Here is a 26939-nt window from a genome sequence, read left to right on the forward strand (position 1 = left end):
GCCCGACGCCAGGAGACTCCCATGAACGCACGCCTCAACCTCGCAGAGCCGATCGGCGTCGGCCAGCAGCAGCACCTCACCTTCCTGCTCGGCGGCGAAATGTTTGCCGTCGGCATTCTCCGCGTGAAGGAAATCATCGAATACGGCAGCCTCACGACGGTGCCGATGATGCCCGACTGCATCAAGGGCGTGATCAACCTGCGCGGCGCCGTCGTGCCGGTGATCGACCTCGCGCGCCGCTTCGCCGGCCCGGCGACGAAGATCAACCGCCGCAGCTGCATCGTCATCATCGAGACCACCGCCGACACCCGCGACGGCATCGGACACCAGGACGTCGGCATCATCGTCGACGCGGTCAGCGAAGTGCTCGAGATCCCGTCCGACCAGATCGAGCCGCCGCCCGCCTTCGGCACCCACATCCGCGCCGACTTCATCGCCGGCATGGGCAAGCTCGACGGCCGCTTCGTCATCATCCTCAACGTCGACAAGGTCCTGTCGATGGACGAACTCGCCGCGCTCGCGCCGGCCCCCGGCATCGAATCCCGGGAAGCGCGGGCAGCGGCCTGACACGCGCGGCGATCGCACACGGAGACCACATGAAGGCCGCCCTCATCGAACAATCCGTCGCCATCGGCCTCAGCGATGCCGAGTTCGTGCAGTTCCAGAGAATGCTGCACCGGCTCGCGGGCATCCACCTCGGGCCGGAGAAGAAGGCGCTCGTATGCGGACGGCTCAACAAACGGCTCAAGCACCACGGCCTCGACAGCTACGGCGGCTACCTGCGCCTGCTCGGCAGCGGCCGCGAACCGCAGGAACTGCAGACCGCCCTTGACCTGCTGACCACCAACGAGACCTACTTCTTCCGCGAACCCCGGCATTTCGCGCTGCTGCGCGACCGCATCCTGCCCGCGAGGCGGCCCGGCGCGAGCTTCCGCGTCTGGAGCGCCGCCTGCTCGAGCGGCGAGGAGCCCTACAGCCTCGCGATGCTGCTCGCCGACCGCCTCGGCGACGCGCCATGGGAGATCGTCGCCTCCGACATCAGCACCCGCGTCCTCGCCCAGGCGCGCAGCGGCCACTACGCGATCGAGCGTGCCGACAACATCCCCCGCCCCTACCTCAAGGCCTACTGCCTGAAAGGGATCGGTGCGCAGGACGGGACCTTCCTGATCGACCGCGGCCTGCGCTCGCGGATCGACTTCCGCCAGGTGAATCTCAACGAACGCCTCCCCCAGTTCGGCTGCTTTGACGTCATCTTCCTGCGCAACGTGATGATCTATTTCGACGTCGAAACCAAGCGCCAGGTCGTGCAACGCCTGCTCGGCGCGCTGCGCCCCGGGGGCTACCTGCTCGTCGGCCACTCGGAAAGCCTCAACGGCATCAACGACCACGTCGAGCCGGTCGTCCCGTCCGTCTACCGCAAGCCATGAAAACGCCGCCCGGCACCGTCGAGATCTTCCTCGCCCCCGGCGAGCACTACTTCGGCGACCGCCACACGCGCATCCGCACCCTGCTCGGCTCCTGCGTCGCAATCTCGCTGTGGCATCCGCAACGTCACCTCGGCGGCATGTGTCACTACTTGCTACCCGCGCGCATGCGCGGCGAAACCGAGGAGCTCGACGGCAAGTACGCCGACGAGGCGCTGCACCTGCTGATCGGCGAGCTCACGCGCGCCGGCACCCGCCTGCAGGACTACGAATGCAAGCTGTTCGGTGGCGGCAACATGTTCCCGGACCGTCAGCGCAAGACGGCACGCTGCGCCGCCGATCACGTCGGCCGCAAGAACGCCCAGGCCGGCCGCGACCTGATGCGCCGCCATGGGCTCCGCCCCGCGCGCGAGGATCTCGAAGGCGCCGGCCACCGCAACGTCATCTTCGACCTGTGGACCGGTAACGTCTGGGTCAAGCACGTCGTGCTGCCGGCGGCTCCCGCCCAGTGCGCCAACTGCGAAGGAAACACCCTATGCCTGAACGGATAAAAGTCTTCGTCGTCGACGATTCCGCCGTCGTGCGCCAGGTCGTCAGCGGCGTACTCGCCGCGGATCCGGCGATCGACGTGATCGGCTCAGCGATCGACCCGCTCTTCGCACTCGAAAAGATGAACCGGCAGTGGCCCGACGTCATCGTGCTCGACATCGAAATGCCGCGCATGGACGGTATCACCTTCCTCAAGAAGCTCATGGCCGAGCGTCCGACGCCCGTCGTCATCTGTTCCTCGCTCACCGAGAAGGGCGCCGCGACCACCATCGAAGCCCTCGCCGCCGGCGCCATCGGCATCGTCACCAAGCCCGGCATCGGCGTACGCCGCTTCCTGATCGAAGAGGCCGCAGCCGAACTCATCCACACCGTGAAAGCCGCCGCCGGCGCGCGCCTCAACCGCCTGCCCCCGCGCCCGGCGAGCGCCCCCGCGCCCTCCGCCAGGCCGGCGGCCGACCCGCTCACTCCCCGCGCCGCGGCCGCGATGCAGCAGACCACCGAGCGCATCGTCGCCCTCGGCACCTCGACCGGCGGCACCCAGGCGCTCGAAGCCGTGCTCACCGCCCTGCCGCGCACGGCCCCCGGCATCGTCATCGTCCAGCACATGCCGGAGCGATTCACCGCGTCCTTCGCCGCCCGTCTCGATGCACTCTGCCAGATCGAGGTCCGCGAAGCCCGCAGCAACGACCGCGTGATCCCGGGGCGGGCACTCATCGCCCCCGGTGGACGCCACATGCAGCTCAGGCGCAGCGGCGCGCAATACGTCGTCGACGTCAGCGACGGCCCGCTCGTCAATCGCCACCGCCCCTCCGTCGACGTCCTGTTCCGCTCCGTCGCCAAGGGCGCCGGCCGCAACGCGCTCGGCGTCATCATGACCGGCATGGGCGACGACGGCGCACGCGGCCTCAAGGACATCCACGATTGCGGCGGTGCGACCCTCGCGCAGGACGAAGCGAGCAGCGTCGTCTATGGCATGCCGCGCGAAGCCGTCAAACTCGGCGCCGTCAATCGCAGCGTGCCGTTGGGCGCGATCGCCGGCGAAATCGCCCGCTTCGGCTAGCTTCGCGCCCCCATCGCGTCTATGCCTATCGTCTAATTGCGCCCCCAAAACGGCGCGCGCATACTGCCTCGTCATGAAGCAAACAGTTACAACCAGCACGACAAGAATCGCCATCGTCGGCATCGCGGCCCTCGTCGCCGCGCTGACGATTGCCAGCTGGTGCCTGTTCGGAGCATCCCCCGCGGACGCCTCGTTGACCAAGACCGAGCACGCGAGCCGACGCCCCCCGACCGCCCTGCCCTCCGCGCGCGGCTCGCACGACAGTCACCCGGCCTCCGCCCAAGACATTTCCGTGCCGTCAGCCGACGACGGCACCCCCGAAGACCCGGCAGAGAATCCCGAGGATCCGAAGCGGGCGCGCCATCCGATGGAGTGGTGACGGCACCATCGCAGCGCAGCCAGCCGCATCCCCAGGAGAACACACAGACAACACGTCAATGAGCGACCGATCGCTCGATCTTCAAAAGGGGAAAGGCAAATGGCAAAAACCGCATTGATCATCGGGGGCGGCGCGCCGAACGCGACGCTGATGTCCGGGGCACTCACCGCCTTCGACGAGGCCGGGGTCGAATTCGACGTCGTCTCGACCGCAGGCGCCGGCGCCCTGATCGGCCTGCTCTATCTGGCACCCGCCAGCGGCGACGTCCAGGCCGCCTTGCGCAGCACGGTCGAGATGGGGGTCTCGGACGCGATCTACGAGCGCTACCCGGTCAACTACAAAGTGTTCCAGAAACCCGGCGCGGTCGCCGACCTCTACCGCAGCCTGGTGCAGGCCAACCCCTTCCTGCAGACGATCCAGAAATCGGCCGGCACCGGCGCCGCCGACAAGCTCGTCGCCGACCTCGCGCAGCTGATGTTCGCGAGCTTCTGCCCGACCACCCTCGACGGCAAGAGCCTCGGCCTGTGCGCCGCCGTGCCCTTCCTCGAACACATCGTCGATTTCGCCGCGCTCGACGCGCACCGCGCCCGCTTCTACGTCAATGCCTACAACATCGACGACCGCTACATGCAGAACTTCAGTAGCGCCCGTGGCGAAATCAACGCCGACACGATCCGCGCCGCGCTCGCCTTCCCCTTCCTCTATCCGCCGTACCGGATGAAGGATCCGAAGTCGAAGACCGGCGAAGAGAAGTTCTACTACGAAGGCGCCGCCCACGACTGCCTGAACTACAAGTCGCTAGTCGAAAACGAACGCTCGGTCCGCGACATTGTCGTCTTCGACGTGCTCGGCGCCGAAAAGCTGATGCGCAAGCCGCGCGACCTCTACGACGCCTGGCTGCTATCGATCATCGTGCCGCTGATCGAGATCGCGCGCGACGACACGAAGATCTTCCAGGAACGGCACAACCGCGCCGGCAAGTGGAATCTGCTGCCGGTGAAGTTCGACATCGCCGCCAAGGACTGGGAGACCTCGCTCGACTGGTCGCGCTCGAACCTCGCCCGCCTCTTCGACGTCGGCTACCGCTCCGCGCAGAGGTTCCTCGCCGACGAAGGCGCCGCGCTACCGCGCCGGGGCAAGGCCGAAACCGCAGCCCCCGTTCCGACGCCCGCGCGCCGCCGCAAGAGCACGCGGATGCGCAATGCCGACCTCGTCGTCCCCCTCGCCGACGACTCCTCTTCCGACGCCGCCTGAGGGCCCGGGCCGCGCAAAAGCCGAACGTCCCGCAACTCAGGACACTAGACGGGCAGCTTTGCCCTCAGGCGTTCGGCATAGTCCCGCAACAGCGCGACCGGCGGCTCCTTGCGCGGCCACGATAGGCCGACACCGTCCTCCGCATGCCGCGGCACCACGTGCATATGGAAATGGAACACCGTCTGCCCACCCTCCCGGCCGTTCGCCTGCAGCAGCGTCAGCCCCGCCGGATCGAACTCCCGCCCGATCGCCTGCGCGATGCGTTGCGCAGTCTGCATCACCGCCGCGCATTCCTCCTGCGTCAGATCGAGCAGCGTCACCGCGTGGCGCTTCGTCGCGACCAGCACGTGCCCCGGATTGACCTGCCCGATGTCCATGAACGCGACCGCCAGCGCGTCCTCGTACACCTTCGCGGCGGGAATCTCGCCCGACACGATGCGGCAGAAGATGCACTGCCCCGGCGGCGAAGTATCGACAAAATTCGGCATGGCGATTCTCCTTCTGTTCTCCGTTCTATTCGGTCTGCGCGCGCAACCATTTCACCGCTCTGCGGATTGGCAGTAGTCTTTCCGGATTGCCGCAAAAACACAAGACGACCGCTGGCTCCGCAGTTCCGGGCCGCCTCCCAATGCTGGCGGATCGGCTGCCGCGGTCGCCCGGGATGACAGTGGCTTCGCGAAAGCGCACAATTAAACGAGAAACCGATCATCGGGCTCAAAAATGCGCAACGCATTGACCAACCACCGGGCCAATCTATCGACCATTGCCGCATGGGCCATGTTTAGTCGCGGGCTGGAGCCGGAATTCTCCCCCGGTGTGAAGCAGCAGCTAAACCAGCTGAAAGGCCCTTCTCGCGAGCAGGGCCCAGATATCCGGGACCTGACCTCGTTGCCCTGGTGCTCGATCGACAACGACGATTCGCGCGACCTGGATCAGCTGACGGCAATCGAAGCCCTCCCAAGGGGCGAGGTGCGCGTCTTCGTGGCCGTGGCCGACGTTGATGCAATGGTGAAGAAGGGCTCCGAGATCGACGAGCATGCCCGTATCAACACCACTTCGGTCTACACGTCGGCCCGCGTGTTTCCGATGCTGCCCGAACGGCTCAGCACTAACCTGACGTCGCTCAATCCCGACGAGGACCGGTTGGCCTTGGTCAATGAGATGGAGTTCTCCGACGACGGCATCCTGGTCAGCTCCAACGTCTACCGCGCGTTGGTGCAAAACAAGGCACAGCTGGCATACGACGCCGTCTCGGCGTGGATTGAAGGCGAAGGCGAATTGCCGGCTGCCGCACGCCGCATTGCAGGAATGAATACCCAGCTGCGCATGCAGGACGAGCTGGCGCAAAAATTACGGGTGTTGCGACACGCTCAAGGCTCGCTGGAGTTTGAGACTTTTCAGCCCCGTGCGCTCTTTGAAGGCAACCGCATCACCGACATCAAGCAGCAACCGAAGAACCGGGCGCGCCAGTTGATCGAGGAATTGATGATTGCGACCAACGGTTGCACGGCGCGTTTCCTGGCGGAGCACGGGAGGGCCTCTCTCAGGCGGGTGGTCCGCTCCCCCGAACGCTGGCAGCGAATCGTCGACGTCGCCAAGGATTATGGTGTAACGCTCCCCGACTCGCCGGATGGCAAAGCACTCGAAGCCTTTCTCGCTCACCAGCATAAGCTTGACCCGTTGCGCTTTCCGGACTTGTCGCTCGTGATCGTCAAACTGATGGGCGCGGGGGAGTACGCCGTAGAGCGACCGCAGGGTCCGCCTGTCGGGCACTTCGGCCTGGCCGTGCAGGATTACATGCATTCCACGGCACCCAATCGGCGCTTCCCCGATCTGATTACGTTACGTTTGCTGAAGGCTGCACTTTCGGGTGTGCAAGCGCCCTACTCCAATGACGAACTGGACGAACTGGCCTTGCACTGCACCTCGCAGGAGGATGCGGCAAAGAAGGTCGAGCGCCAGCTTCGCAAGTCGGAGGCAGCCCTGCTGCTGCATTCGCGTATCGGGCAGCGATTTGACGCGCTCGTTACCGGCGTTGGGAACAAAGGCACTTGGGTCCGCATATTCGAACCACCGGCCGAGGGAAGGCTCAAGGGCGACCTTCCCACGCTCAAAGTGGGGCAATCGCTGCGGGTGCAGCTCGTATCGACTTCAGTCGAGCGCGGTTTCATCGACTTCGTTCTTGCTCACTGATCGCCTTGAATCGCACCGCACTGCACCTGACCCGCAAGAGGTGAATGTATGGAGCAGAAACAGCAAGTCATCGCCTGGTATTTCCTTGCCGCGTTCTTGGTGATCCTGACAATCCAGAATTTCTTCATCCAGGGTCATGTGGAAAGCCTGCCCTACAGCGAATTCAAAGCGCTGTTGCACGCCGGCAAAGTCAAAGAGATCACGCTCACCGAGCAGGCCATCTCAGGAAGCTTGTCCGATGACTCCCTAGAAGGATTGGTCGCGAAAGAAACGGCCGAGCGCCTCAAGCAACTCGGAAAAGGCGAACACCTCTTCACGACCATTCGCGTCAATGACCCCAGCCTGGTTCAGGACCTGGAGGCAGCCAAAGTCCGATTTGCCGGACAGGTCGAGAGCAAGTGGCTTTCGACCCTTCTGTCGTGGGTTCTGCCTGCGGTCATCTTTGTCGGGATCTGGCAGTTTGCCATCAAGCGCATGGGGGGTGGCGCGGGCGGGCTCATGGCGATCGGCAAGAGCAAGGCCAAGGTCTACATGGAGAAGGAAACGGGCGTCACCTTTGACGATGTAGCCGGCATCGACGAAGCGAAGGACGAGCTCATGCAGGTGGTGGAATTCCTCAAGGCCCCCGATCGCTACCGCAGGCTGGGCGGGAAAATTCCCAAGGGAGTATTGATTGTCGGGGCACCCGGCACCGGCAAGACGCTGCTGGCCAAAGCGGTCGCGGGCGAAGCGGGAGTTCCGTTCTTTTCGATGAGCGGCTCGGAATTCGTCGAAATGTTCGTTGGTGTCGGTGCCGCGCGGGTACGCGACCTGTTCGAACAAGCAGAGCAAAAGGCACCCTGCATCATCTTCATCGATGAGCTCGACGCGTTGGGCAAGGCGCGCGGAATGAATGTCGTGGGTGGAAATGATGAGCGTGAGCAGACCCTCAATCAGCTCCTGGTCCAGATGGACGGCTTCGACACCCACAAAGGCGTCATCATCCTGGCCGCCACGAACCGGCCGGAAATCCTGGATCCGGCGCTGCTGCGCCCAGGGCGCTTCGACCGCCACGTGGCGATCGATCGTCCCGACTTGAACGGCCGGGAGAAGATTCTTCTGGTCCACAGCAAGCAGGTCACCCTCGCGCCGAGCGTCGAACTCGCCAGCATCGCCGCGCGCACTCCGGGTTTCGCCGGCGCCGACTTGGCCAATCTGGTCAATGAAGCGGCACTGCATGCGGCACGGGCGGGAAAAGATGCCGTCGACATGGAGGACTTCGACGAGGCCATTGACCGAGTGGTGGGGGGGCTGGAAAGAAAGAATCGAATCATGAATCCCAAGGAAAAGGAGACAGTGGCATACCACGAGGCCGGGCATGCCTTGGTTGCCGAAGCGCGGCCAAACGCCGATCGTGTCGGCAAGATCTCCATCATCCCCCGCGGTATAGCGGCCTTGGGTTATACGCAGCAGATTCCGACGGAGGACAGGTATCTGCTGAAAAGGAGCGAGCTCCTGGATCGTATCGACGTTCTGCTGGGTGGGCGTGTCGCAGAGGAACTCGTCTTTGGCGACATTTCCACCGGCGCGCAGAATGACTTGCAGCGGGCAACCGACATGGCCCGCCACATGGTTACGCAATACGGAATGAGCGAATCACTTGGCCTCGCCACATTCGAAGAACCCCGTACCTCGGCGTTTCTCAACATTCCAGTGTCGCAGCAGCCTGCCACCTACAGCGACCGCACGGCGCAGGCGATCGACGACGAAATAGGAAAACTGCTGGCAGACGCCCATGCTCGCGTCGTGAAAACGCTGGAAGCCAACCGCGGAAATCTGGAGGCTTTGGCAAAGCTGCTACTGGAGAAGGAGGTGGTCGACCGAGCCACCCTGGACGCGCTGCTGTCCGCCCAGGCTCCAGTCGGCAAGGACAGTGATTCGGGGGGCGAGACGACAGCTCACCGACCCTCCGATCAGCGAGAACCCGGCTAGCCATAAAGGAACGCCCGACACGGGGTGCCGGGCGTTATCGCCATCCAATGCTCGGAGCAGGTAATAATAATTTGCGCAGCGGCCTTGCGGTTACTCCACGGTGACCGATTTGGCCAGGTTACGCGGCTTGTCGACGTCGGTCCCCTTCACGAGCGCTGCGTGGTAGGACAGCAGCTGCAGCGGCACGACGTGCAGCACCGGCGACAACATGCCGTAGTGCTCGGGCAGCTGCAGGATATGCACGCCCTCGGACTCCGGAATCTCGCTGCCGGCGTCGGCGAAGACATACAGCTCGCCGCCGCGCGCCCGCACTTCCTGCAGGTTCGACTTCAGCTTTTCGAGCAACTCGTCGGCGGGCGCAACGGCGATCACCGGCATCTCGCGGTCGACGAGCGCCAGCGGGCCGTGCTTGAGCTCACCCGCGGCGTAGGCCTCGGCGTGGATGTAGGAGATTTCCTTCAACTTCAGCGCGCCTTCCATCGCGATCGGCCAGTGCTGGCCGCGCCCGAGGAAGAGCGCGTGCTGCTTCGCGGCGAATCGCTGCGCCCAACGCTCGATCTCGGGCTCGAGGGCGAGCACCTTCTTCACCGCGACCGGCAGGTGACGCAGCGCGGTCAGGTGCTTCGCCTCGTCGGCTTCCGACAGGCGGCCGAAGAGCTTCGCCAGCGCGAGCGTCAGCAGCGCCAGCGCCGCAAGCTGGGTCGTGAAGGCCTTGGTCGACGCCACGCCGATCTCGGGGCCCGCGCGCGTGATGAAACGCAGCGCCGCCTCACGCACGATCGCGGATTCGGGCACGTTGCAGATCGCGAGCGTCCGCGTCATGCCCCGCTCGCGGGCGTATTTGAGCGCCGCCAGCGTATCGGCCGTCTCGCCCGATTGCGAAATGACGACGACCAGCGTGTCCGGATCGGCCACCGAGTCGCGGTAGCGGTATTCGCTCGCAATCTCGACCGTGCAAGGCACACGCGCGACCGACTCGATCCAGTAGCGGGCGACCAAGCCCGCGTGATAGCTCGTGCCGCACGCGATCACGAGCACGTTCTTTACGCCGTCGAGCACTTGCGCCGCCTGGCTGCCGAAAAGCTGCGGCGATATTGACCCACCGCCAGCGATGATTTCGAGCGTGTTCGCCAGCGCCTGCGGCTGCTCGAAGATTTCCTTCTGCATGTAATGACGGTACTGGCCGAGCTCGACCGCGTCCGCCGACAGGCTGGACACGTTGATCGCGCGCTCGACCGGCGTGCCGTCGGGCCGCACGATGCGATAGCCGTCGAGCCGCAACTCGGCGACGTCGCCCTCTTCCAGGTAGATCACCTTGCGCGTCACCTGCAGCAGCGCGGCAGTGTCGGACGCGGCATACATGCCGTCCTCGCCAACGCCCAGCAGCAGCGGCGCACCGTGCCGCGAAACGATCAGGCGCGAGGGATCCGTCTCGCAGATAACGCCGATCGCGTACGCGCCGACCAGCTCGTTGGCCGCAAGCCGCACTGCCGTGAAGAGATCCGGCTCGGTCTTGAGCTTGCTGTGGATCAGGTGGGCGATCACCTCGGTATCGGTTTCGGACACGAACTCGTAGCCGCGCGCAATCAGCCGCTCCTTGATCGCACTGAAATTCTCGATGATGCCGTTATGCACCACGGCGAGGCCGCCCGAGACGTGCGGATGCGCGTTGCGCTCGGAGGGCACGCCATGCGTCGCCCAGCGGGTGTGGGCGATGCCGATGTTCGCCGACAACTCCTTCGACGCCGCCAGCGCCGCGAGCTCCGCCACGCGCCCGGTCGAGCGCACGCGTTGCAGGCCGCCGTTCAGCACCGCGATGCCGGCCGAGTCATAGCCGCGGTATTCCAGTTTGCGCAGACCTTCGAGGAGAACCGAAACGACGTTGTCCTTCGCGATCGCAGTGACGATGCCACACATGATGTTCTCTCCGACTTACTTCTTCTTCACCGGCCGCTTCCAGCCGGCAATGCTGAGCTGACGCGCCCGCGACACCGTGAGCTGCTCCGGCGGCGCATCCTTCGTCAGCGTCGTGCCCGCACCGAGCGTCGCCCCGCGCCCCACGCGCACCGGCGCGACGAGCTGGGTGTCCGAGCCGATGAAGACGTCGTCCTCGATCACGGTGCGGAACTTGTTCGCGCCGTCGTAGTTGCAGGTGATCGTGCCGGCGCCGATATTGACGCGCTGACCGACATCGGCGTCGCCGACGTAGGCGAGGTGGTTCGCCTTCGAATGGTCGGCGATCGCGCTGTTCTTGACCTCGACGAAGTTGCCCAGATGCACGCCGTCGCCCAGGGTCGTGCCGGGGCGGGTGCGTGCGTAGGGGCCGATGACGCATTCGCGTCCGGTCACCGTATCTTCCACGTGCGAGAAGGGGGCAAGCCGGGTGCCGGCGCCGATGCGCGCATTGCGGACCACGCAGTTCGCGCCGATCCGCACGTCGTCGGCGAGCTCGACGCGCCCTTCGAACACGCAATTGACGTCGATCTCGACGTCGCGGCCGCACGCTAGCTCGCCGCGCACGTCGATGCGCGCCGGATCGATCACCGTCACGCCCTCCTCCATCAGCCGCAGCGCGAGATTGCGCTGGTGGATGCGCTCGAGTTCCGCGAGCTGCGGCTTGCTATTGACCCCGAGAGTCTCCCACACTGCGTCCGGCTGTACTGTGACAACTTCGACACCGTCGGCCACGGCAAGCCCGATGATGTCCGTGAGGTAGTACTCGGCCTGCGCGTTGTCGTTGCCGATCCGGCCCAGCCAGTCGCGCAGGCGTGCGACGGGTGCGACGAGGATGCCGGTATTGACCTCGCGCACGCGGCGCTCCTCGGCGCTCGCGTCCTTCTGCTCGACGATGCGCACGACCTTCCCGTCGGCATTTCGCAGGATCCGCCCGTAGCCCGTCGGGTCGGCGAGCTCCACCGTCAGCAGCGCAAGACGCCCGTTCCCGGCCGCATCCTGCAGCCGTCTCAAGGTCGCCGCGCCAATCAGCGGCACGTCGCCGTAGAGCACGAGTGCCGTCTCGCCGTCGCTCAGATGCGGCAGCGCCTGCTGCACTGCGTGCCCGGTGCCGAGCTGCGGCTCCTGCAAGGCCCACGCGACCTCTTCGTCGCCGAAGCGCGCCCGCACCGCCTCTCCGCCATGTCCGTACACCACGCAGATGCGCGAGGCCTGCAGCGCACGAGCCGTCGCGACGACATGTCCAAGCATCGGGCGGCCGGCAATCGGCTGGAGCACCTTCGGCAACACCGAACGCATGCGTTTGCCCTGCCCGGCGGCGAGAATGACGACTTCCATGGGGGTCCTGTACGGTATGAATTCGGCGCCGATTCTAGCATGCGCCTCCGTTGCACCCGCCGGCCCGCCCGTCACCGACAATGAAACAACTTTCGCTTGCGGCAATGCACACAAGTTTGCGTTCCGACAACCGAAAACCCAATACCCACAGCTAAAATGGCGATTTTGCAACGCAACCAGGCGAGACCCATCATGGACCATGCCGTCAATCAATTCATCGAGAACCGCGTCTTCGACGAAATCCAGGTGGGCGACCATGCCCAGCTACTTCGTACGCTGCGGCCGGACGACATCCATCTCTTCGCCGTGATGTCGGGCGACGTCAACCCGACCCACGTGGACACCGAATACGCCCGCTCCAGCCAGTTCCGCGAAGTCGTCGGCCACAGCATGTGGGGCAGCACGCTGATCTCGACCGTCCTCGGCACCGAATTCCCCGGCCCCGGCACCGTGTATGTGTCGCAAGGCCTGAATTTTCACCGCCCGATCACCATCGGCGACACGCTGACGATCACCGTCACCTGCCGCGAAAAATTCGAGCACAATCATCACATCCTGTTCGACTGCCTCGCCGTCAATCAGGACGGGCTGAAGGTCATCGACGGCATCGCCGAAGTCCAGGCACCGACCGAAAAGATCAAGCGCGCGCGCATCCACCTCCCCGAAGTGACGATTTCCGATCGCGAGCTGCGCTACGGCCACCTGCTGTCGATCACTTCGGGCAAGGCGCCGATCCCGATCGCCGTCGCCCACCCCTGCGACGTCGAATCGCTGCGCGGTCCGATCCAGGCGGCCGAAGCCGGCCTCGTCATTCCTGTGCTCGTCGGCCCCGAGGCCAAGATCCGCGCCGTGGCGGAACAAAACAACATCGATCTGCACGGTTTCCGCATCGTCGACGTCGCGCACAGTCATGAAGCCGCCGAAACGGCCGTCGCGCTCGCCCGCGATGGCGTCGTCGAGGCGCTGATGAAAGGTTCGCTGCACACCGACGAACTGATGAGCGCGGTCATCTCCAAGGTCGGCGGCCTGCGCACCTCGCGCCGCATCAGCCATGTGTTCATGGCCGACGTGCCGACCTACCCGCATCCGCTGCTGATCACCGACGCCGCGATCAACATCGAGCCGACGCTCGAGGACAAGGTCGACATCATCCAGAACGCGATCGACCTCGCCCACGTGCTCGGCCTGCCCGAACCGAAGGTCGCGATCCTGTCGGCCGTCGAGACCGTCACCTCCAAGATCCGCTCGACCATCGACGCCGCCGCGCTGTGCAAGATGGCCGACCGGGGCCAGATCAAGGGCGGTCTGCTCGATGGCCCGCTTGCCTTCGACAACGCCGTCTCGCTCGTCGCCGCCAAGACCAAGGGCATCCGCTCCGCGGTCGCCGGCAACGCCGACATTCTCGTCGTGCCCGACCTCGAATCCGGCAACATGGTCGCCAAGCAGCTCGAATACCTCGCCAATGCCCTGATGGCCGGCGTCGTGCTCGGCGCACGCGTACCCATCGTGCTCACCAGCCGCGCCGACACCGCCGAAACCCGCGCCGCCTCCTGCGCCATCGCGCAGCTGATGGCCCACAAGAAGCGCGAGGCGAAACTCGTATGAAGGCTGTCCTCGTCATCAACGCGGGCTCGAGCAGTCTCAAGTTCGCGCTGTTTCCGACCGAACCCGAACTCGCGACGAGCGCCCCGCTGTCGGGGCAGATCGAAGGCATCGGCGCCACGCCTCATCTCAGCGCGAAGGATGCCAGCGGCGAGCGCTACGACGAACCCGTGATCACGGCCGGCAGCCAGAGCGAACAGCACCGCGACTCGCTGAACCACCTCTTCCGTTGGCTCAGCAGTCACAATCCGAACCTCGACATCGTCGCGGCCGGCCACCGCATCGTGCACGGCGGCGAACTCCACAGTGCGCCCGTTCTGCTCAACGAATCGGTGCTGCGCGACCTCGACAGCTTCATTCCGCTCGCGCCGCTGCATCAGCCCCACAACCTGCGCGCGGTTCGCGCCGTGGCGGCGCTGCTGCCCGAGATCCCTCAGGTCGGCTGCTTCGACACCGCCTTCCACCGCACCCAGCCCGCGGTCGCACAAGCCTTTGCGCTGCCGCGCGCGATCAGTGCGGAAGGGGTGAAGCGCTACGGTTTTCACGGCCTGTCCTACGACTATGTCGCGCGCCAGTTGCCTGACGTCGTCCATGAACGGGCGCGCGGTGCAGTGCTGATCGCCCACCTCGGCAACGGTGCATCGATGTGCGCGCTGCGCGACGGCAAGAGCGTCGCCTCGACGATGGGCTTCACCGCCGTCGAGGGCCTGATGATGGGCACGCGTACCGGCAGCCTCGATCCCGGCGTGCTCCTGTATCTGATGGAGCAGAAAGGCATGGACGCCAAGGCGCTGACGAACCTGCTGTACAAGCAGTCCGGCCTGCTCGGCGTCTCAGGCATCAGCCAGGACATGCGCACGCTGCTCGCGTCGGATGCGCGGGAAGCGCGCGAGGCAGTGGAACTCTTCTGCTATCGCATCGCTCGCGAGATCGGCTCCCTCGCCGCAGCGGCGGGCGGCCTCGACGCACTGGTCTTCACCGGCGGCATCGGCGAACACGCCGCCGAAGTACGCCAGCGCGTCGCCGAGCTGTCGGCCTGGCTCGGGATCGAGATCGACACCGAAGCCAACGCCCGCCACGCCCAGCGCATCGACACGCCGCAGAGCCGCGTCGCGGTGGCCGTCGTGCCGACCAACGAGGAAGGCATGATCGCCCGCTACACCGTGGATCTGCTCGCACACGCCGCCTGATCCGTCAGCCGGCAGCAACAAAAAGGGCGACCCACGGGTCGCCCTTCTTACCTCAGCGGTAGCCTGAAACGCTCAGCGCGGCAGGACCGTCGAACCCATCAGGAACTGATCAACCTCGCGGGCGCACTGACGACCCTCGCGGATCGCCCACACGACCAGCGACTGGCCACGACGCACGTCGCCCGCTGCAAAGACCTTCTCGGCGCTCGTCGCGTAGCAGCCGGCACCGTCGGTCGTCGCCTTCGCGTTGCCGCGCGCATCCTTCGTGACGCCGAATGCGTCCAGCAGGCTGCCGAGCGGATTCGTGAAGCCCATCGCGAACAGCACCAGATCGGCCTTCACTTCGAACTCCGAGCCCGGCACTTCGACCATCTTGCCGTCCTTCCACTCGAGGCGGACCGCCTTCAGCGCCTTGACCTTGCCGTTATCGCCAATGAACTCCTTCGTCGCAACGGCGAAGTCGCGCTCGCAGCCTTCCTCGTGCGAGGACGAGGTGCGGAGCTTCACCGGCCAGTACGGCCAAGTCAGCGACTTGTTCTCCTGCTCGGGCGGCATCGGCAGCAACTCGAACTGGGTCACGTTGACCGCGCCATGGCGGTTCGACGTACCGACACAGTCCGAACCCGTGTCGCCGCCGCCGATCACGACGACGTGCTTGCCTTCGGCCGAGATCGGGTTCGGGCCGTCGCCGGCCACCGCCTTGTTCTGCGGAATCAGGAATTCCAGCGCGAAATGCACACCCGCGAGCTCGCGCCCCGGCACAGGCAGGTCGCGCGGCACTTCCGAACCGGCCGCGAGGACGACCGCGTCGAATTCCTTCTTCAGCGCTTCGGCACTGACGAATTCCTTCGCGTCGTTGACGATGCCGGCCGGCACCGTTTCCGAGCCCACCAGCACGCTGGTGCGGAAACTCACCCCTTCGGCTTCCATCTGAGCGACACGGCGATCGATCAGCCCCTTCTCCATCTTGAAGTCGGGGATGCCATAGCGCAGCAGGCCACCGATGCGGCTGCTCTTCTCGAACACGGTCACATCATGGCCGGCGCGCGCGAGCTGTTGCGCCGTGGCGAGACCCGCGGGACCGGAGCCCACTACCGCGACCTTCTTGCCGGTCTTCGTCGCCGACGGGCGCGGCTGGACCCAGCCTTCTTCCCAGGCCTTATCGATGATCGCGTGCTCGATCGACTTGATGCCCACAGCGTCCGAGTTGATGTTCAGCGTGCAGGCCGCTTCACATGGGGCCGGACAGATGCGGCCCGTGAACTCCGGGAAGTTGTTCGTCGAATGCAGCGTGTCGAGCGCTTGACGCCACTGGCCGCGGAACACCAGATCATTCCAGTCAGGAATGATGTTGTTGACCGGGCAACCGTTGTTGCAGAAGGGAATGCCGCAATCCATGCAGCGCGCCCCCTGCACCGCCGCCTGCTCGTCGGTCAGGCGCAGCACGAACTCCTTGTAAGTCTTGAGACGCTCCGCGACCGGCGCATAGGCCTCCGACAGACGCTGGTACTCAAGAAATCCAGTGGGCTTGCCCATTTTTATGCGGCCTCCAGTTGCTTCTGCTTCAGCGCAGCCAGCTCGGCCAGCGCGCGACGGTATTCATGCGGCATCACCTTGACGAACTTCGTGCGCCAGGTGCTCCAGTTCTCGATGATCTCGCGGGCACGCGTGCTGCCCGTGTAGCGCAGGTGACGTTCGATCAGCCCCTTCAGGATGAGCTCGTCGCCCATCTCGAGATGGTTGATGTCGACACGCTCCGGCCACTCCAGCTCGTCGCCGGACTCGGAGCCCTTGCGCGCCTCGATTTCGTCGGGCAGGGGCTCCAGCGCGACCTGCGCCATGTTGCAACGCTTGTCGAAGCTGCCGTCCTCGTCGAACACGTAGGCCACGCCGCCCGACATGCCGGCCGCGAAGTTGCGCCCGGTCTGGCCCAGCACGACGATCGTGCCGCCCGTCATGTACTCGCAGCCGTGGTCGCCCACGCCCTCGACGACCGCCGTCGCACCCGAGTTACGCACCGCGAAGCGCTCGCCTGCGACGCCGGCGAAGTACGCTTCACCCTCGATCGCACCGTACAGCACGGTGTTGCCGATGATGATATTTTCGGTGGTCTGGCCACGGAACGCCGCTTGCGGGCGCACGATCACGCGGCCGCCCGACAAGCCCTTGCCGACGTAGTCGTTGCCTTCGCCGACGAGTTCCATCGTCACGCCGCGCGCCAGGAAGGCCGCGAAGCTCTGGCCGGCCGTGCCGTTCAGTGTGACGTGGATCGTGTCGTCCGGCAGGCCGGCATGGCCGTACTTGCCGGCGACCGCGCCCGACAGCATCGCGCCGACGGTACGGTTGATGTTGCGCACCGGCAGATCGATACGGACCGCCTCGCCGCGCTCCAGCGCCGGCTTCGCCAGGTCGATGAGCTGGTTGTCGAGCGCCTTCTCGAGGCCATGGTCCTGCGTCGCGACGTGATGGCGCGGGAGGTTGGCTGCCACCGCCGGGCGGTGGAAGATGCGGCTGTAGTCGAGACCGCGCGCCTTCCAATGCTCGATGCCCTTCTTCATGTCGAGCAGTTCCGGACGACCGATCAGGTCCTCGAACTTGCGGATACCCATCTGCGCCATCAGCTCGCGCACTTCCTCGGCAACGAAGAAGAAATAATTCACGACGTGCTCGGGCTGGCCGGTGAAGCGCTTGCGCAGCTCAGGATCCTGGGTCGCGACCCCGACCGGGCAGGTGTTGAGGTGGCACTTGCGCATCATGATGCAGCCTTCGACGACCAGCGGAGCGGTCGCGAAGCCGAACTCGTCGGCGCCGAGCAGCGCGCCGATCACGACGTCGCGGCCGGTCTTCATCTGGCCGTCGACCTGCACGCGGATGCGGCCGCGCAGGTTATTCAGCGCCAGGGTCTGCTGTGTCTCGGCAAGACCCAGTTCCCACGGGCTGCCGGCATGCTTGATCGACGACCACGGCGAAGCCCCGGTGCCGCCGTCGTGGCCGGCGATCACGACGTGATCGGCCTTCGCCTTCGCGACGCCCGCGGCAACTGTGCCGACGCCGATTTCCGACACCAGCTTGACCGAGATCGACGCGACCGGGTTGGCGTTCTTGAGGTCGTGGATCAGCTGCGCCAGGTCCTCGATCGAGTAGATGTCGTGGTGCGGCGGCGGCGAGATCAGGCCGACGCCCGGCACCGAGTGACGCAGGAAGCCGATGTATTCCGACACCTTGTGGCCGGGCAGCTGGCCGCCCTCGCCGGGCTTCGCGCCCTGCGCCATCTTGATCTGGATCTGGTCGGCGTTGACCAGGTACTCGGTCGTGACGCCGAAGCGGCCCGACGCCACCTGCTTGATCGCCGAACGCAGGCTGTCGCCCGCCTTCAGATCGAGGTCGCGCGCGATGCGGTTCTCGCCGACGATCTGCGACAGGCGGATCGCCTGCGTGATCGGCTTGAAGCGCATCGGGTCCTCGCCGCCTTCGCCGGTGTTCGACTTGCCGCCGATGCGGTTCATCGCGACGGCGAGCGTCGTATGCGCCTCGGTCGAAATCGAGCCGAGCGACATCGCGCCGGTTGCAAAACGCTTCACGATCTCCTTCGCCGGCTCGACTTCGTCGAGCGGGACCGGGGGACCGGCGAGCTTGATCTCGAACAGACCGCGCAGCGTCATGTGGCGCTTGGTCTGGTCGTTGATCAGCTTCGCGTATTCCTTGTAGGTGTCGGCCTTGCCCGAACGCGTCGCATGCTGCAGCTTCGCGATCGCGTCCGGCGTCCACATGTGCTCGTCGCCACGCACGCGGTAGGCGTACTCGCCGCCCGCATCGAGCATGTCGACCAGCACCGGATCGTTGCTGAAAGCCTTGCGGTGCAGACGGATGGCTTCTTCCATCACGTCGAACACGCTGAGGCCCTCGACCTGGCTGGTCGTGCCGGTGAAGTACTTGTCGCACAGCGCCTGCTTGAGGCCGACCGCTTCGAAGATCTGCGCGCCCATGTAGGACATGTAGGTCGAGATGCCCATCTTGGACATGACCTTCATCAGACCCTTGCCGATCGCCTTGACGAAGTGCTTGACGGCCTTCTCGCCGGCTTCGCCGCCACCGGAGAGCTCATGCAGCGTTTCCATCGCGAGGTAGGGATGGACCGCTTCGGCGCCGTAGCCGGCGAGCACCGCGAAGTGATGCACTTCGCGCGCCGTACCCGTCTCGACGACGAGACCGGCACGCGTGCGCAAGCCCTTCGACACCAAGTGCTGATGCACGGCCGAGGTCGCCAGCAGTGCCGGGATCGCGACGTTGTCGGCATCGACCTTGCGGTCGGACACGATCAGGATGTTGTAGCCCTGCAGCACCGCGTCCTCGGCTTCCGCGCACAGCGTCGCCAGGCGTGCCTCGACGCCTTCCTTGCCCCAGGACACCGGGTAGCAGGCATCCAGTTCGGCCGAGCGGAAGCGGCTGTCGGCATAACGCGCGATGTTGCGGATCTTCGCCATGTCGGCGAAGTCCAGCACCGGCTGGGTCACTTCCAGGCGGTACGGGGGGTTGATCTCGTTGATCTCGAGCAGGTTCGGACGCGGCCCGATGAAGGACACGAGCGACATCACGAGCTGTTCGCGGATCGGGTCGATCGGCGGGTTCGTGACCTGCGCAAAGAGCTGGCGGAAGTAGTTGTAGAGCGGCTTTTCCTTGCCCGACAGCACGGCGAGCGGCGAGTCGTTGCCCATCGAGCCGGTCGCTTCCTCGCCGGCCTTGCCCATCGGCTCGAGGATGAACTTGATGTCTTCCTGCGTGTAGCCGAAGGCCTGCTGACGGTCGAGCAGCGACGAGGAAGGCTCGACGTAGTCGGCATCGACCGGCGCCGACAGTTCATCGAACTTGATGTTGATGCGGCGGATCCACTCGCGGTAGGGCTTCGCCGTCGCGAGCGATTCCTTCAGCTCGCGGTCGTCGATGATGCGACCCTGGTCCATGTCGATCATGAACATCTTGCCCGGCTGCAGACGCCACTTCTTGACGATCTTGCTGTCGGGGATCGGCAGCACGCCGGATTCAGACGCCATCACGACGAGGTCGTCGTCGGTGACAATGTAGCGGGCCGGGCGCAGGCCGTTACGGTCGAGCGTCGCGCCGATCTGGCGACCGTCGGTGAAGGCCACCGCAGCGGGGCCGTCCCACGGTTCCATCATCGCGGCATGGTATTCGTAGAAGGCGCGGCGCTTCTCGTCCATCAGCGTGTGCGATTCCCAGGCTTCCGGGATCATCATCATCATCGCGTGGGCGAGCGAATAGCCGCTCATCACGAGCAATTCGAGCGCGTTGTCGAAGGCGGCCGAGTCGGACTGGCCGGGGTAGATCAGCGGCCAGATCTTCTGGAGGTCGTCACCGAGCAGCGGCGAGGACACGCCTTTCTCGCGGGCGCGCATCCAGTTGTAGTTGCCGCGCAGCGTGTTGATTTCGCCGTTGTGGGCGATGTAGCGGAACGGATGCGCGAGGTTCCACTTCGGGAAGGTGTTCGTCGAGAAACGCTGGTGCACGAGGGCCAGCGCGGAGACGGCCCGCGGGTCGGCCAAGTCCAGGTAGTACTCGCCCACCTGCGGCGCAAGCAGCAGGCCCTTGTAGGTGATCGTGCGCGCCGACATCGACGCCATGTAGAACTCGCGGCCGTGCTTCAGGTGCAGCGCGTTGATCGCGTTTGCGGCACGGCGACGGATGATGTAGAGCTTGCGCTCGAGCGCGTCGGTCACCATGATGCCCGGACCGCGGCCGATGAAGACCTGGCGGATCACCGGCTCGGTCGCACGGACCGCGGGCGACATCGGCATCTCGCGGCTCACCGGCACGTCGCGCCATCCCAGCACGACTTGGCCCTCGGCGCGCACCGCGCGGCCGATTTCCTCTTCACAGGCCAGGCGCGACGCATGCTCCTTCGGCAGGAAGACCATGCCGACCCCGTACTCGCCCGCCGGCGGCAGATTGATGCCCTGCTTGACCAGCTCCTCGCGATAGAGGGCATCCGGAATCTGCATCAGCAGACCGGCGCCATCGCCCTGGAGCTCATCGGCACCGACCGCGCCCCGGTGGTCGAGATTCTTCAGAATCTCAAGCCCCTGGCTGATGATGTCATGACTCTTGACGCCCTTGATGTGGGCGACAAAGCCTACCCCACAGGCGTCATGTTCATTGGACGGGTCGTACAGACCCTGCTTTTGGGGGAGATCCATCTCGTTCTTCCTCGACACAACACGTTTGCCGACACACATCGGCGTTGATCGGGCGACGGGAGCGCCGCTTTGCTCAAGACGCACCAGGATTGTGCGGGCGTCAAAAAAAGCCGGGCGCGCACGCGCTCCGGCTCTGTTCGGCCGTTGCGCGGGCGCAGGGCCATTGCTACCTTTTGGGCGGATTTCAGAATATACCCGTGCAAAACCCTCGATTCAAGAGTTTTTTGCGCTGCGGTAAGCCTATGATGCCTCAGTAGATTTCACCGACCGCGAAGAGACGCCGATGCTCCCTCATCGCGTAGCGGTCGGTCATCCCCGCAATGTAGTCGGCGATCGCCCGCGGCGTGTCGGTTTTTGCCCGCAACTGGTACTGCGGCGGCAGCAGACGAGGGTCGTTCATGAAGGCGCCGAACAGGTCGTCGATGATCCGGCGCGCCTTGTCCGTCATTCGCAACACCTGATAGTGCTGGTAGAGGTTGTGCCGCAGGAAGGCCTTCAGCTCGCGCAGCCGGGGCTGCATCGCTTCGGAATAGGCGACGAGACGCGGCGCCCGATGGACATCCGCCAGCGTTTCGATGCCGGCCGCCACGATGTTCGCGCGCGTCGTCGCGATCAGGTCCAGGGCCATCTCGTTGATCATGCGCCGGATCGTTTCATGGATCAGCCGCCGCCCGCCCAGAGCGGGCCACAACGCCTCCACCTCCTGGCGCGCTTCGCGAAATACCGCCACATCGTCGAGCTGCTCGAGCGACACGAAGCCGGAACGCAGGCCGTCGTCCACATCGTGATTGTTGTAGGCGATCTCATCGGCGAGATTCGTCAGCTGGGCCTCCAGCGACGGCTGCGTCCCTTCGAGAAAGCGCTTTCCGAGCTCACCGAGTTGAGCGGCGTTCTCGCGGGAACAGTGCTTCAGGATGCCTTCACGCGTCTCGTAGCACAGGTTCAGGCCGTCGAAGGCGGCGTAATGCTCCTCGAGGAGATCGACCGTCCGCAAGGACTGCAGGTTGTGCTCGAATCCCCCATGGACCTTCATGCAACCGTTGAGGGCCTCCTGGCCGGCATGTCCGAAAGGCGTGTGACCCAGATCATGCGCAAGCGCGACGGCTTCGACGAGGTCTTCATTCAGGCCAAGTGCGCGCGCGATCCCGCGGGAGATCTGCGCGACTTCGATGCTGTGCGTCAGGCGCGTGCGAAACAGGTCACCCTCGTGATTGACGAACACCTGCGTCTTGTATTCGAGACGCCGAAAGGCCGTCGAATGGACGATCCGGTCGCGATCGCGCTGGAATTCGGTCCTGATCCCGGGAGACGGTTCAGGGTGAAGCCTCCCCCGCGAATTGGTCTCGCTGACGGCCCAGGCAGCGGATGTAGTCATTACCGGCCCCCCCATACTCAGATGCCCTGCCTGCTCAAGTGCGACGCTGGCTGGCCAGTGCACGCGCCACTCCGTCCGGCAAGTCCTGCGCGAATGGGGGCCCGCTCAGATGCTCACGCGCAACGCGCCGTAATCGCACTGGCGATCATGGGAGCGGCCGAGTTGCCATGAATGACCGCACGTCCGATCTGTCTCAACAGCACGAGCCTCAACTTCCCGGCTTCGACCTTCTTGTCATGCGCCATGAGATCGAGGTACTGCTCCACCGGCATCTTCGCACCGACCACCGGGAGTCCCGCACGACCAAACAGAGCCTCGATGCGCGCGATGTCGGCGGAGGACAGCCAGCCCAGCAAACGTGACAGTTCAGCGGCCATCATCGTTCCAGCCGCAACCGCCTCGCCGTGCAGCCAGTTCCCGTAGCCCATGCCGGTCTCGATCGCATGACCGAAGGTGTGCCCGAGATTCAACAGAGCGCGCTCGCCCTGCTCGGTCTCGTCTGCGGCCACGACCTCAGCCTTGTTCGCACACGAGCGCTCGACGGCGAAAGCAAGCGCGTCCGCGTCCCGCTCCAGCAGCTTTTCCAGATTTCCTTCGAGCCACTCGAAAAACGCCGGATCGCGGATCAGGCCATACTTGATCACTTCGGCCAACCCTGCCCGCAATTCCCGATCCGGCAAGGTATCCAGCGTCCGGATATCGGCGAGCACCAGCTTCGGCTGGTAGAAGGCGCCGATCATGTTCTTGCCGAGCGGATGGTTGATCGCAGTCTTACCTCCGACCGAGGAATCGACCTGCGACAACAGCGTCGTCGGGATCTGGATGAACGGCATCCCGCGCTGATAGGTCGCCGCGGCAAACCCTGCCATGTCTCCGACCACCCCGCCACCCAATGCGATCAGGGTTGTCGAACGCTCACAGCGTTCGGCGAGCAACTTGTCGAAGATCAGATTGAGGGTCTGCCAGTCCTTGTGCGCTTCACCGTCGGGAAGCACCGCGACCGAAGTGCTTACGTCCGCTGCATCGAGCGCCTCCTCCAACCGCTTCAGGTAGAGCGGACCGACCACGTCGTTCGTGACGATCGCTACCCGCCGAGTCTTCAGGAACGGCTGAATCAGCGACGGGTCAGCAAAGAGATCCTGACCAATGTGGATCGGGTAGGACCGGCTACCGAGGGCGACATTCAGTGTTCGCATTTGTCTTCTTGCAAGTTTCAATCGCCTTGTCGATCAGGCGAACCATCCCGCCAGGATTGCCGCGCCCCCCGTCGACGATCACGTCGGCAACAGCCCGATAAAGGGGGTCGCGCTCGCGGTGGAGCGTCTCGATCCGCTCACGCGGATTCGCGACCTGCAGCAGGGGACGATTTCGGTCGTTCCGCGTCCGCTCCCAAAGGATCTGGGTCGGCACGTTCAGGTACACCACGATGCCGCGCTCGGACATCATGGCGCGATTATCCGGATTCAACACCGCACCGCCGCCGGTGGCGAGAACGAGCCCCGACTCCTGGGTCAACTCGTCGATCAGCTGGCTTTCACGCCGACGAAACCCGGCCTCACCCTCGATCTCGAAAATGGTCGGGACCTTGACTCCCGTGCGCGCCTCGATTTCGTGGTCACAATCCACAAAACGCAAATGATGGCGCCGGGCATACTCACGGCCAACCGTGGTCTTCCCGGCACCCATCATGCCAACCAGAATCACTAACACCAAACGAACATCCGTTACTTTTCGCCGAATACAACCAGCAGTTCAAGCGGGGCGGCGCGCGCCTCACTTGAGGGTCAGCGCCTCCGATACGATCTTGGGGGTGATGAACACGAGCAATTCGCGGCGCGAGGAAGTTGTGTTTGTCGAACGGAATAGCGCTCCGATTAGCGGCAACTCGCCAAGCACTGGCACGCGGTCCACAGTATTGGTCTCTTCTTCCTCGAAGACACCGCCGATGACAACAGTACCACCATTTTCGACCATAACTTCGGTTGTCACACTCTTCTTGTTGATTGGCGGATTGCCGAGCACCTTGTTTGCAAAGTCTGCACGGTCTTTGCTCACTTCCACCTTCAGTTGCACCCGGCCGTCCGGAGTGATCTGCGGACGCACCTTCAGCATCAATACTGCGTCCTTGAATTTGACCGTCGGAGGCTCGGTACCGCTGGATGGCGAGACGTACGGAATTTCCTGCCCCTGTTTGATCGTCGCCTCGACTTGGTTCGCAGTGAGAATGCGAGGACTAGATACGACACGACCCCGCCCATCCGACTCAAGCGCTGCAAGTTCAAGATTAAGGAAGCGCGTCAGCCGTGAATTGAAGAGCGTGAGGTTGAGCGCGCCATAGGGTTGCGTGGGCAAAAACCCGGTCCCGCTGGTTGCCGACTCGCCGATCCGATGGACAGTGCTATTGAGCATGGTGTTGGTATCGGTCGAGATTTGTCCGTTCGACACACTGGCGAATTCACTCGAACCAAGCCCGATGTTCCCGCCCTTACCGAACTTAATCGAACCAGATGCTCCATAGCCGAGGCGCACACCGAGGTCGCGCGCGAAGTCCTTGTTCGCCTCGACGACGCGCGCCTCGATCATCACCTGACGCGGCACGATGTCGATTTCCTTGATCAGGCTGGCCACGGCAGCAAGGCGCGTCGAGACATCGGTGACGAACAGACGGTTGGAGCGCTCGTCCACAACGACACTGCCCCGCTTCGACAGAACCGTCTGGTCTTTGCTCTTGAGGAACTCGAAGATTTCCTTCCCGCTGTGGTAGTTGATCTGGAAGCTTTCGGTCTGGAGGGGCTCAAGATCACCGATCTGAGCCTTCGCTTCGAGTTGCAGCTTTTCGCGTGTCGCCAATTCCTCGGCCGGCGCAATCCAGATCACATTGCCCGACTTGCGCATGTCGAGGCCCTTCGACTGGAGGATGATGTCCAGCGCCTGGTCCCACGGCACGTCCTTCAGACGCAGAGTCAGGTTGCCCTGGACGGAATCGCTCGTGATGATGTTGAAGTTGGTGAAGTCGGCGATGACCTGGAGCACCGAACGCACGTCGATGTTCTGGAAATTCAGCGAGAGCTTTTCTCCGCCGAACTTGCCTCGCGCCCCCTGGACGAGCTTGTTCGGGTCTTCGACGACGCGCCGCACTTCCAGCACGAACTGCGAGTCGCTTTGGTAGGCGTTGTGCTCCCACTTCCCGTTCGGCGTCACCACGAGTCGCACGTTATCGCCTTGGGCCTGGGCCGTAAACGAAGTCACAGGCGTTGCGAAGTCCGTTACATCGGAACGGCGCTGGAGATGTTCGGGAAGAGAGGCCTTAAGGAATTCGACGACAAGATTCCCACCTTGCTGCCGAATATCGATCCCCGTTTCCGGATTCGCCAGCTGCACGACTACACGCCCTTCGCCGTCCTTGCCGCGGCGGAAGTTGATATCGCGAATGCTGCCCGCTCCGGCGGCCGCGGCGGACTTGGGTGCGGCAAAGTTGGCCATGGCCTGGGATACTTGGGTCTCAGCAACATCGCGTCCTGCCGGCGCAAGCGTGATGATTACATCCCGACCATCAATACGCGACTCGAACGGCGACACTCGCGTCATGTTCAGGACGAGACGCGTTCTATCCCCCGCCTGGACAATGTTCGCGCTGCGCACATCGCCCTGGCCGATATCCTGCTGGCTACGACCGAGACCGTTCGCAGTGCCGGGAAAATCAAAGGCAATGCGAGCCGGATTGGCGACGCTGAAGCCGGCGGGCGGGTTTGCAAGAGGCTCCTTGAGCGTCAGCTTCAGGTAGACCGTACCCCCTCGCTGGGACACTTCGAGGCTCTCGATCCGGTTGCTTGCTTCCTTCGTTGCAACAACGCTGCTTTGCGCCAGCACGTCGGAGGCCGGGACCATTACGGTCATCGCCGCCGAAAGCAGCGCAATCAAGCTTATGCTTCTCATTTCTTTGCCTCCTGCAACTGCAACTTGCTATTGCGCTCAACCCAGTCGCCGTTCAAATCTTCGACGAGTTCCTTGACGGTGATTTCGGAATCCGAAATCGCGGTCACAAGACCGAAGTTTTGCCCCATGTAATTTCCAACGCGAATCTGATACAGGTTCTTGTCCGCTCGCACCAGCGCATGGACTTTCTTGTTCTGGGTCATTACGCCGACCAATTGCAGGGACTCGAGCGGAAACGCCTCCAGCGGTTCCCTGCGACGATCAAGGTCGGGACCGCCTCGACTGGCAGTCTTGGTTTCTGGCTCGATTCTGGATGCCTGGAAAGGATCCGAACCCGAAGCGACGTCGTACTTGGCTGCCACGTATGGTTTCATTTCGGGCAAGGGCTTCACAGAGCCAGCCATCCCCTTTTCCTGTTCATGCATCCAGGCCTCGATATCTCCCTGGTCGCTTGAACAGCCCCCAAGCAAGAGGGCAAAAATGATTATTAGAAGGCGCTTCAT

20 protein-coding genes are annotated in these 26939 nt (G+C 64.3%); 10 read left to right on the top strand and 10 right to left on the bottom strand.

Going from position 1 to position 26939, the window contains the following annotated elements; all coding sequences use genetic code 11:
• Positions 1 to 21: 21 nt before the first annotated feature.
• From AZKH_RS20830 to AZKH_RS20855, 6 genes are all read left to right on the top strand, one after another.
• Positions 22 to 567, top strand: a complete 546-nt coding sequence (locus AZKH_RS20830) for a chemotaxis protein CheW (protein WP_015437778.1) — start codon at positions 22 to 24, stop codon at positions 565 to 567.
• A gap of 29 nt (positions 568 to 596) precedes the next feature.
• The gene (locus tag AZKH_RS20835) at positions 597 to 1427 is read left to right on the top strand and encodes a protein-glutamate O-methyltransferase CheR (RefSeq protein WP_015437779.1); all 831 of its coding nucleotides are present in this window, start codon (positions 597 to 599) and stop codon (positions 1425 to 1427) included.
• Entirely contained in the window at positions 1424 to 1975 is a 552-nt protein-coding gene (locus AZKH_RS20840) for a chemotaxis protein (protein WP_015437780.1), read from the top strand. Before AZKH_RS20835 ends, AZKH_RS20840 begins: the two co-directional genes overlap by 4 nt.
• Positions 1960 to 3033 (top strand): chemotaxis response regulator protein-glutamate methylesterase, encoded by a 1074-nt coding sequence (locus AZKH_RS20845; protein WP_015437781.1) that lies wholly within the window; start codon positions 1960 to 1962, stop codon positions 3031 to 3033. The genes AZKH_RS20840 and AZKH_RS20845 overlap by 16 nt, the downstream gene beginning before the upstream one ends.
• Before the next feature lie 73 nt (positions 3034 to 3106).
• Positions 3107 to 3412 carry a hypothetical protein gene (locus AZKH_RS20850; RefSeq protein WP_015437782.1) on the top strand — a complete coding sequence of 102 codons (306 nt, stop codon included), beginning with the start codon at positions 3107 to 3109 and terminating at the stop codon, positions 3410 to 3412.
• A gap of 99 nt (positions 3413 to 3511) precedes the next feature.
• On the top strand, positions 3512 to 4666 hold the full coding sequence (locus AZKH_RS20855) for a patatin-like phospholipase family protein (RefSeq protein ID WP_015437783.1): 1155 nt from the start codon (positions 3512 to 3514) through the stop codon (positions 4664 to 4666).
• A 44-nt stretch (positions 4667 to 4710) separates the two neighbouring features.
• On the opposite strand, the gene AZKH_RS20860 is transcribed toward AZKH_RS20855, so the two are convergent.
• The gene (locus AZKH_RS20860; protein ID WP_015437784.1) at positions 4711 to 5154 is read right to left on the bottom strand and encodes an HIT family protein; all 444 of its coding nucleotides are present in this window, start codon (positions 5152 to 5154) and stop codon (positions 4711 to 4713) included.
• A gap of 232 nt (positions 5155 to 5386) precedes the next feature.
• Between AZKH_RS20860 and AZKH_RS20865 the strand changes: the two genes are divergently transcribed.
• Complete coding sequence (locus AZKH_RS20865) at positions 5387 to 6859, top strand: RNB domain-containing ribonuclease (protein ID WP_015437785.1); 1473 nt, start codon at positions 5387 to 5389, stop codon at positions 6857 to 6859.
• A gap of 48 nt (positions 6860 to 6907) precedes the next feature.
• Positions 6908 to 8830, top strand: coding sequence for an ATP-dependent zinc metalloprotease FtsH (gene ftsH / locus AZKH_RS20870; protein WP_015437786.1), 1923 nt, complete (start codon positions 6908 to 6910; stop codon positions 8828 to 8830).
• Positions 8831 to 8920: 90 nt separating this feature from the next.
• On the opposite strand, the gene glmS is transcribed toward ftsH, so the two are convergent.
• Positions 8921 to 10747: a glutamine--fructose-6-phosphate transaminase (isomerizing) gene (glmS, locus tag AZKH_RS20875; RefSeq protein WP_015437787.1), complete on the bottom strand. Its 1827-nt coding sequence runs from the start codon at positions 10745 to 10747 to the stop codon at positions 8921 to 8923.
• Between the two features lie 15 nt (positions 10748 to 10762).
• Entirely contained in the window at positions 10763 to 12121 is a 1359-nt protein-coding gene (gene glmU / locus AZKH_RS20880; protein ID WP_015437788.1) for a bifunctional UDP-N-acetylglucosamine diphosphorylase/glucosamine-1-phosphate N-acetyltransferase GlmU, read from the bottom strand.
• A gap of 192 nt (positions 12122 to 12313) precedes the next feature.
• On the opposite strand from glmU, the gene AZKH_RS20885 reads away from it, so the two are divergent.
• Positions 12314 to 13726, top strand: a complete 1413-nt coding sequence (locus AZKH_RS20885; protein ID WP_015437789.1) for a bifunctional enoyl-CoA hydratase/phosphate acetyltransferase — start codon at positions 12314 to 12316, stop codon at positions 13724 to 13726.
• Positions 13723 to 14913: an acetate/propionate family kinase gene (locus AZKH_RS20890; RefSeq protein ID WP_015437790.1), complete on the top strand. Its 1191-nt coding sequence runs from the start codon at positions 13723 to 13725 to the stop codon at positions 14911 to 14913. Before AZKH_RS20885 ends, AZKH_RS20890 begins: the two co-directional genes overlap by 4 nt.
• Positions 14914 to 14985: 72 nt before the next feature.
• Here AZKH_RS20890 and AZKH_RS20895 read toward each other — a convergent pair whose 3' ends face one another.
• The 7 genes from AZKH_RS20895 to AZKH_RS20925 all read right to left on the bottom strand — a co-directional run bounded on the left by AZKH_RS20895 (position 14986) and on the right by AZKH_RS20925 (position 26939).
• Entirely contained in the window at positions 14986 to 16449 is a 1464-nt protein-coding gene (locus AZKH_RS20895) for a glutamate synthase subunit beta (protein WP_015437791.1), read from the bottom strand.
• 2 nt (positions 16450 to 16451) lie between these two features.
• Positions 16452 to 21125, bottom strand: a complete 4674-nt coding sequence (locus AZKH_RS20900) for a glutamate synthase-related protein (protein ID WP_015437792.1) — start codon at positions 21123 to 21125, stop codon at positions 16452 to 16454.
• A gap of 250 nt (positions 21126 to 21375) precedes the next feature.
• Positions 21376 to 22500, bottom strand: a complete 1125-nt coding sequence (locus tag AZKH_RS20905; RefSeq protein ID WP_041656460.1) for a deoxyguanosinetriphosphate triphosphohydrolase — start codon at positions 22498 to 22500, stop codon at positions 21376 to 21378.
• 113 nt (positions 22501 to 22613) lie between these two features.
• Positions 22614 to 23696: a 3-dehydroquinate synthase gene (gene aroB / locus AZKH_RS20910; RefSeq protein WP_015437794.1), complete on the bottom strand. Its 1083-nt coding sequence runs from the start codon at positions 23694 to 23696 to the stop codon at positions 22614 to 22616.
• On the bottom strand, positions 23668 to 24213 hold the full coding sequence (locus AZKH_RS20915; RefSeq protein ID WP_156822143.1) for a shikimate kinase: 546 nt from the start codon (positions 24211 to 24213) through the stop codon (positions 23668 to 23670). Before AZKH_RS20915 ends, aroB begins: the two co-directional genes overlap by 29 nt.
• A 60-nt stretch (positions 24214 to 24273) precedes the next feature.
• Positions 24274 to 26436, bottom strand: coding sequence for a type IV pilus secretin PilQ (gene pilQ / locus AZKH_RS20920; RefSeq protein WP_015437796.1), 2163 nt, complete (start codon positions 26434 to 26436; stop codon positions 24274 to 24276).
• Positions 26433 to 26939 carry a pilus assembly protein PilP gene (locus tag AZKH_RS20925; protein ID WP_015437797.1) on the bottom strand — a complete coding sequence of 169 codons (507 nt, stop codon included), beginning with the start codon at positions 26937 to 26939 and terminating at the stop codon, positions 26433 to 26435. Before AZKH_RS20925 ends, pilQ begins: the two co-directional genes overlap by 4 nt.

The sequence above is a fragment of the Azoarcus sp. KH32C genome (assembly GCF_000349945.1).
Lineage (GTDB): Bacteria > Pseudomonadota > Gammaproteobacteria > Burkholderiales > Rhodocyclaceae > Aromatoleum.

What these genes read in the sequence shown, in the direction of transcription:
- AZKH_RS20830 (WP_015437778.1), top strand. Translation starts at nt 22, where the DNA reads ATGAACGCACGCCTCAACCTCGCAGAGCCGATCGGCGTCGGCCAGCAG.
- AZKH_RS20835 (WP_015437779.1), top strand. Translation starts at nt 597, where the DNA reads ATGAAGGCCGCCCTCATCGAACAATCCGTCGCCATCGGCCTCAGCGAT.
- AZKH_RS20840 (WP_015437780.1), top strand. Translation starts at nt 1,424, where the DNA reads ATGAAAACGCCGCCCGGCACCGTCGAGATCTTCCTCGCCCCCGGCGAG.
- AZKH_RS20845 (WP_015437781.1), top strand. Translation starts at nt 1,960, where the DNA reads ATGCCTGAACGGATAAAAGTCTTCGTCGTCGACGATTCCGCCGTCGTG.
- AZKH_RS20850 (WP_015437782.1), top strand. Translation starts at nt 3,107, where the DNA reads ATGAAGCAAACAGTTACAACCAGCACGACAAGAATCGCCATCGTCGGC.
- AZKH_RS20855 (WP_015437783.1), top strand. Translation starts at nt 3,512, where the DNA reads ATGGCAAAAACCGCATTGATCATCGGGGGCGGCGCGCCGAACGCGACG.
- AZKH_RS20860 (WP_015437784.1), bottom strand. Translation starts at nt 5,154, where the DNA reads ATGCCGAATTTTGTCGATACTTCGCCGCCGGGGCAGTGCATCTTCTGC.
- AZKH_RS20865 (WP_015437785.1), top strand. Translation starts at nt 5,387, where the DNA reads ATGCGCAACGCATTGACCAACCACCGGGCCAATCTATCGACCATTGCC.
- ftsH (WP_015437786.1), top strand. Translation starts at nt 6,908, where the DNA reads ATGGAGCAGAAACAGCAAGTCATCGCCTGGTATTTCCTTGCCGCGTTC.
- glmS (WP_015437787.1), bottom strand. Translation starts at nt 10,747, where the DNA reads ATGTGTGGCATCGTCACTGCGATCGCGAAGGACAACGTCGTTTCGGTT.
- glmU (WP_015437788.1), bottom strand. Translation starts at nt 12,121, where the DNA reads ATGGAAGTCGTCATTCTCGCCGCCGGGCAGGGCAAACGCATGCGTTCG.
- AZKH_RS20885 (WP_015437789.1), top strand. Translation starts at nt 12,314, where the DNA reads ATGGACCATGCCGTCAATCAATTCATCGAGAACCGCGTCTTCGACGAA.
- AZKH_RS20890 (WP_015437790.1), top strand. Translation starts at nt 13,723, where the DNA reads ATGAAGGCTGTCCTCGTCATCAACGCGGGCTCGAGCAGTCTCAAGTTC.
- AZKH_RS20895 (WP_015437791.1), bottom strand. Translation starts at nt 16,449, where the DNA reads ATGGGCAAGCCCACTGGATTTCTTGAGTACCAGCGTCTGTCGGAGGCC.
- AZKH_RS20900 (WP_015437792.1), bottom strand. Translation starts at nt 21,125, where the DNA reads ATGGATCTCCCCCAAAAGCAGGGTCTGTACGACCCGTCCAATGAACAT.
- AZKH_RS20905 (WP_041656460.1), bottom strand. Translation starts at nt 22,500, where the DNA reads ATGACTACATCCGCTGCCTGGGCCGTCAGCGAGACCAATTCGCGGGGG.
- aroB (WP_015437794.1), bottom strand. Translation starts at nt 23,696, where the DNA reads ATGCGAACACTGAATGTCGCCCTCGGTAGCCGGTCCTACCCGATCCAC.
- pilQ (WP_015437796.1), bottom strand. Translation starts at nt 26,436, where the DNA reads ATGAGAAGCATAAGCTTGATTGCGCTGCTTTCGGCGGCGATGACCGTA.
- AZKH_RS20925 (WP_015437797.1), bottom strand. Translation starts at nt 26,939, where the DNA reads ATGAAGCGCCTTCTAATAATCATTTTTGCCCTCTTGCTTGGGGGCTGT.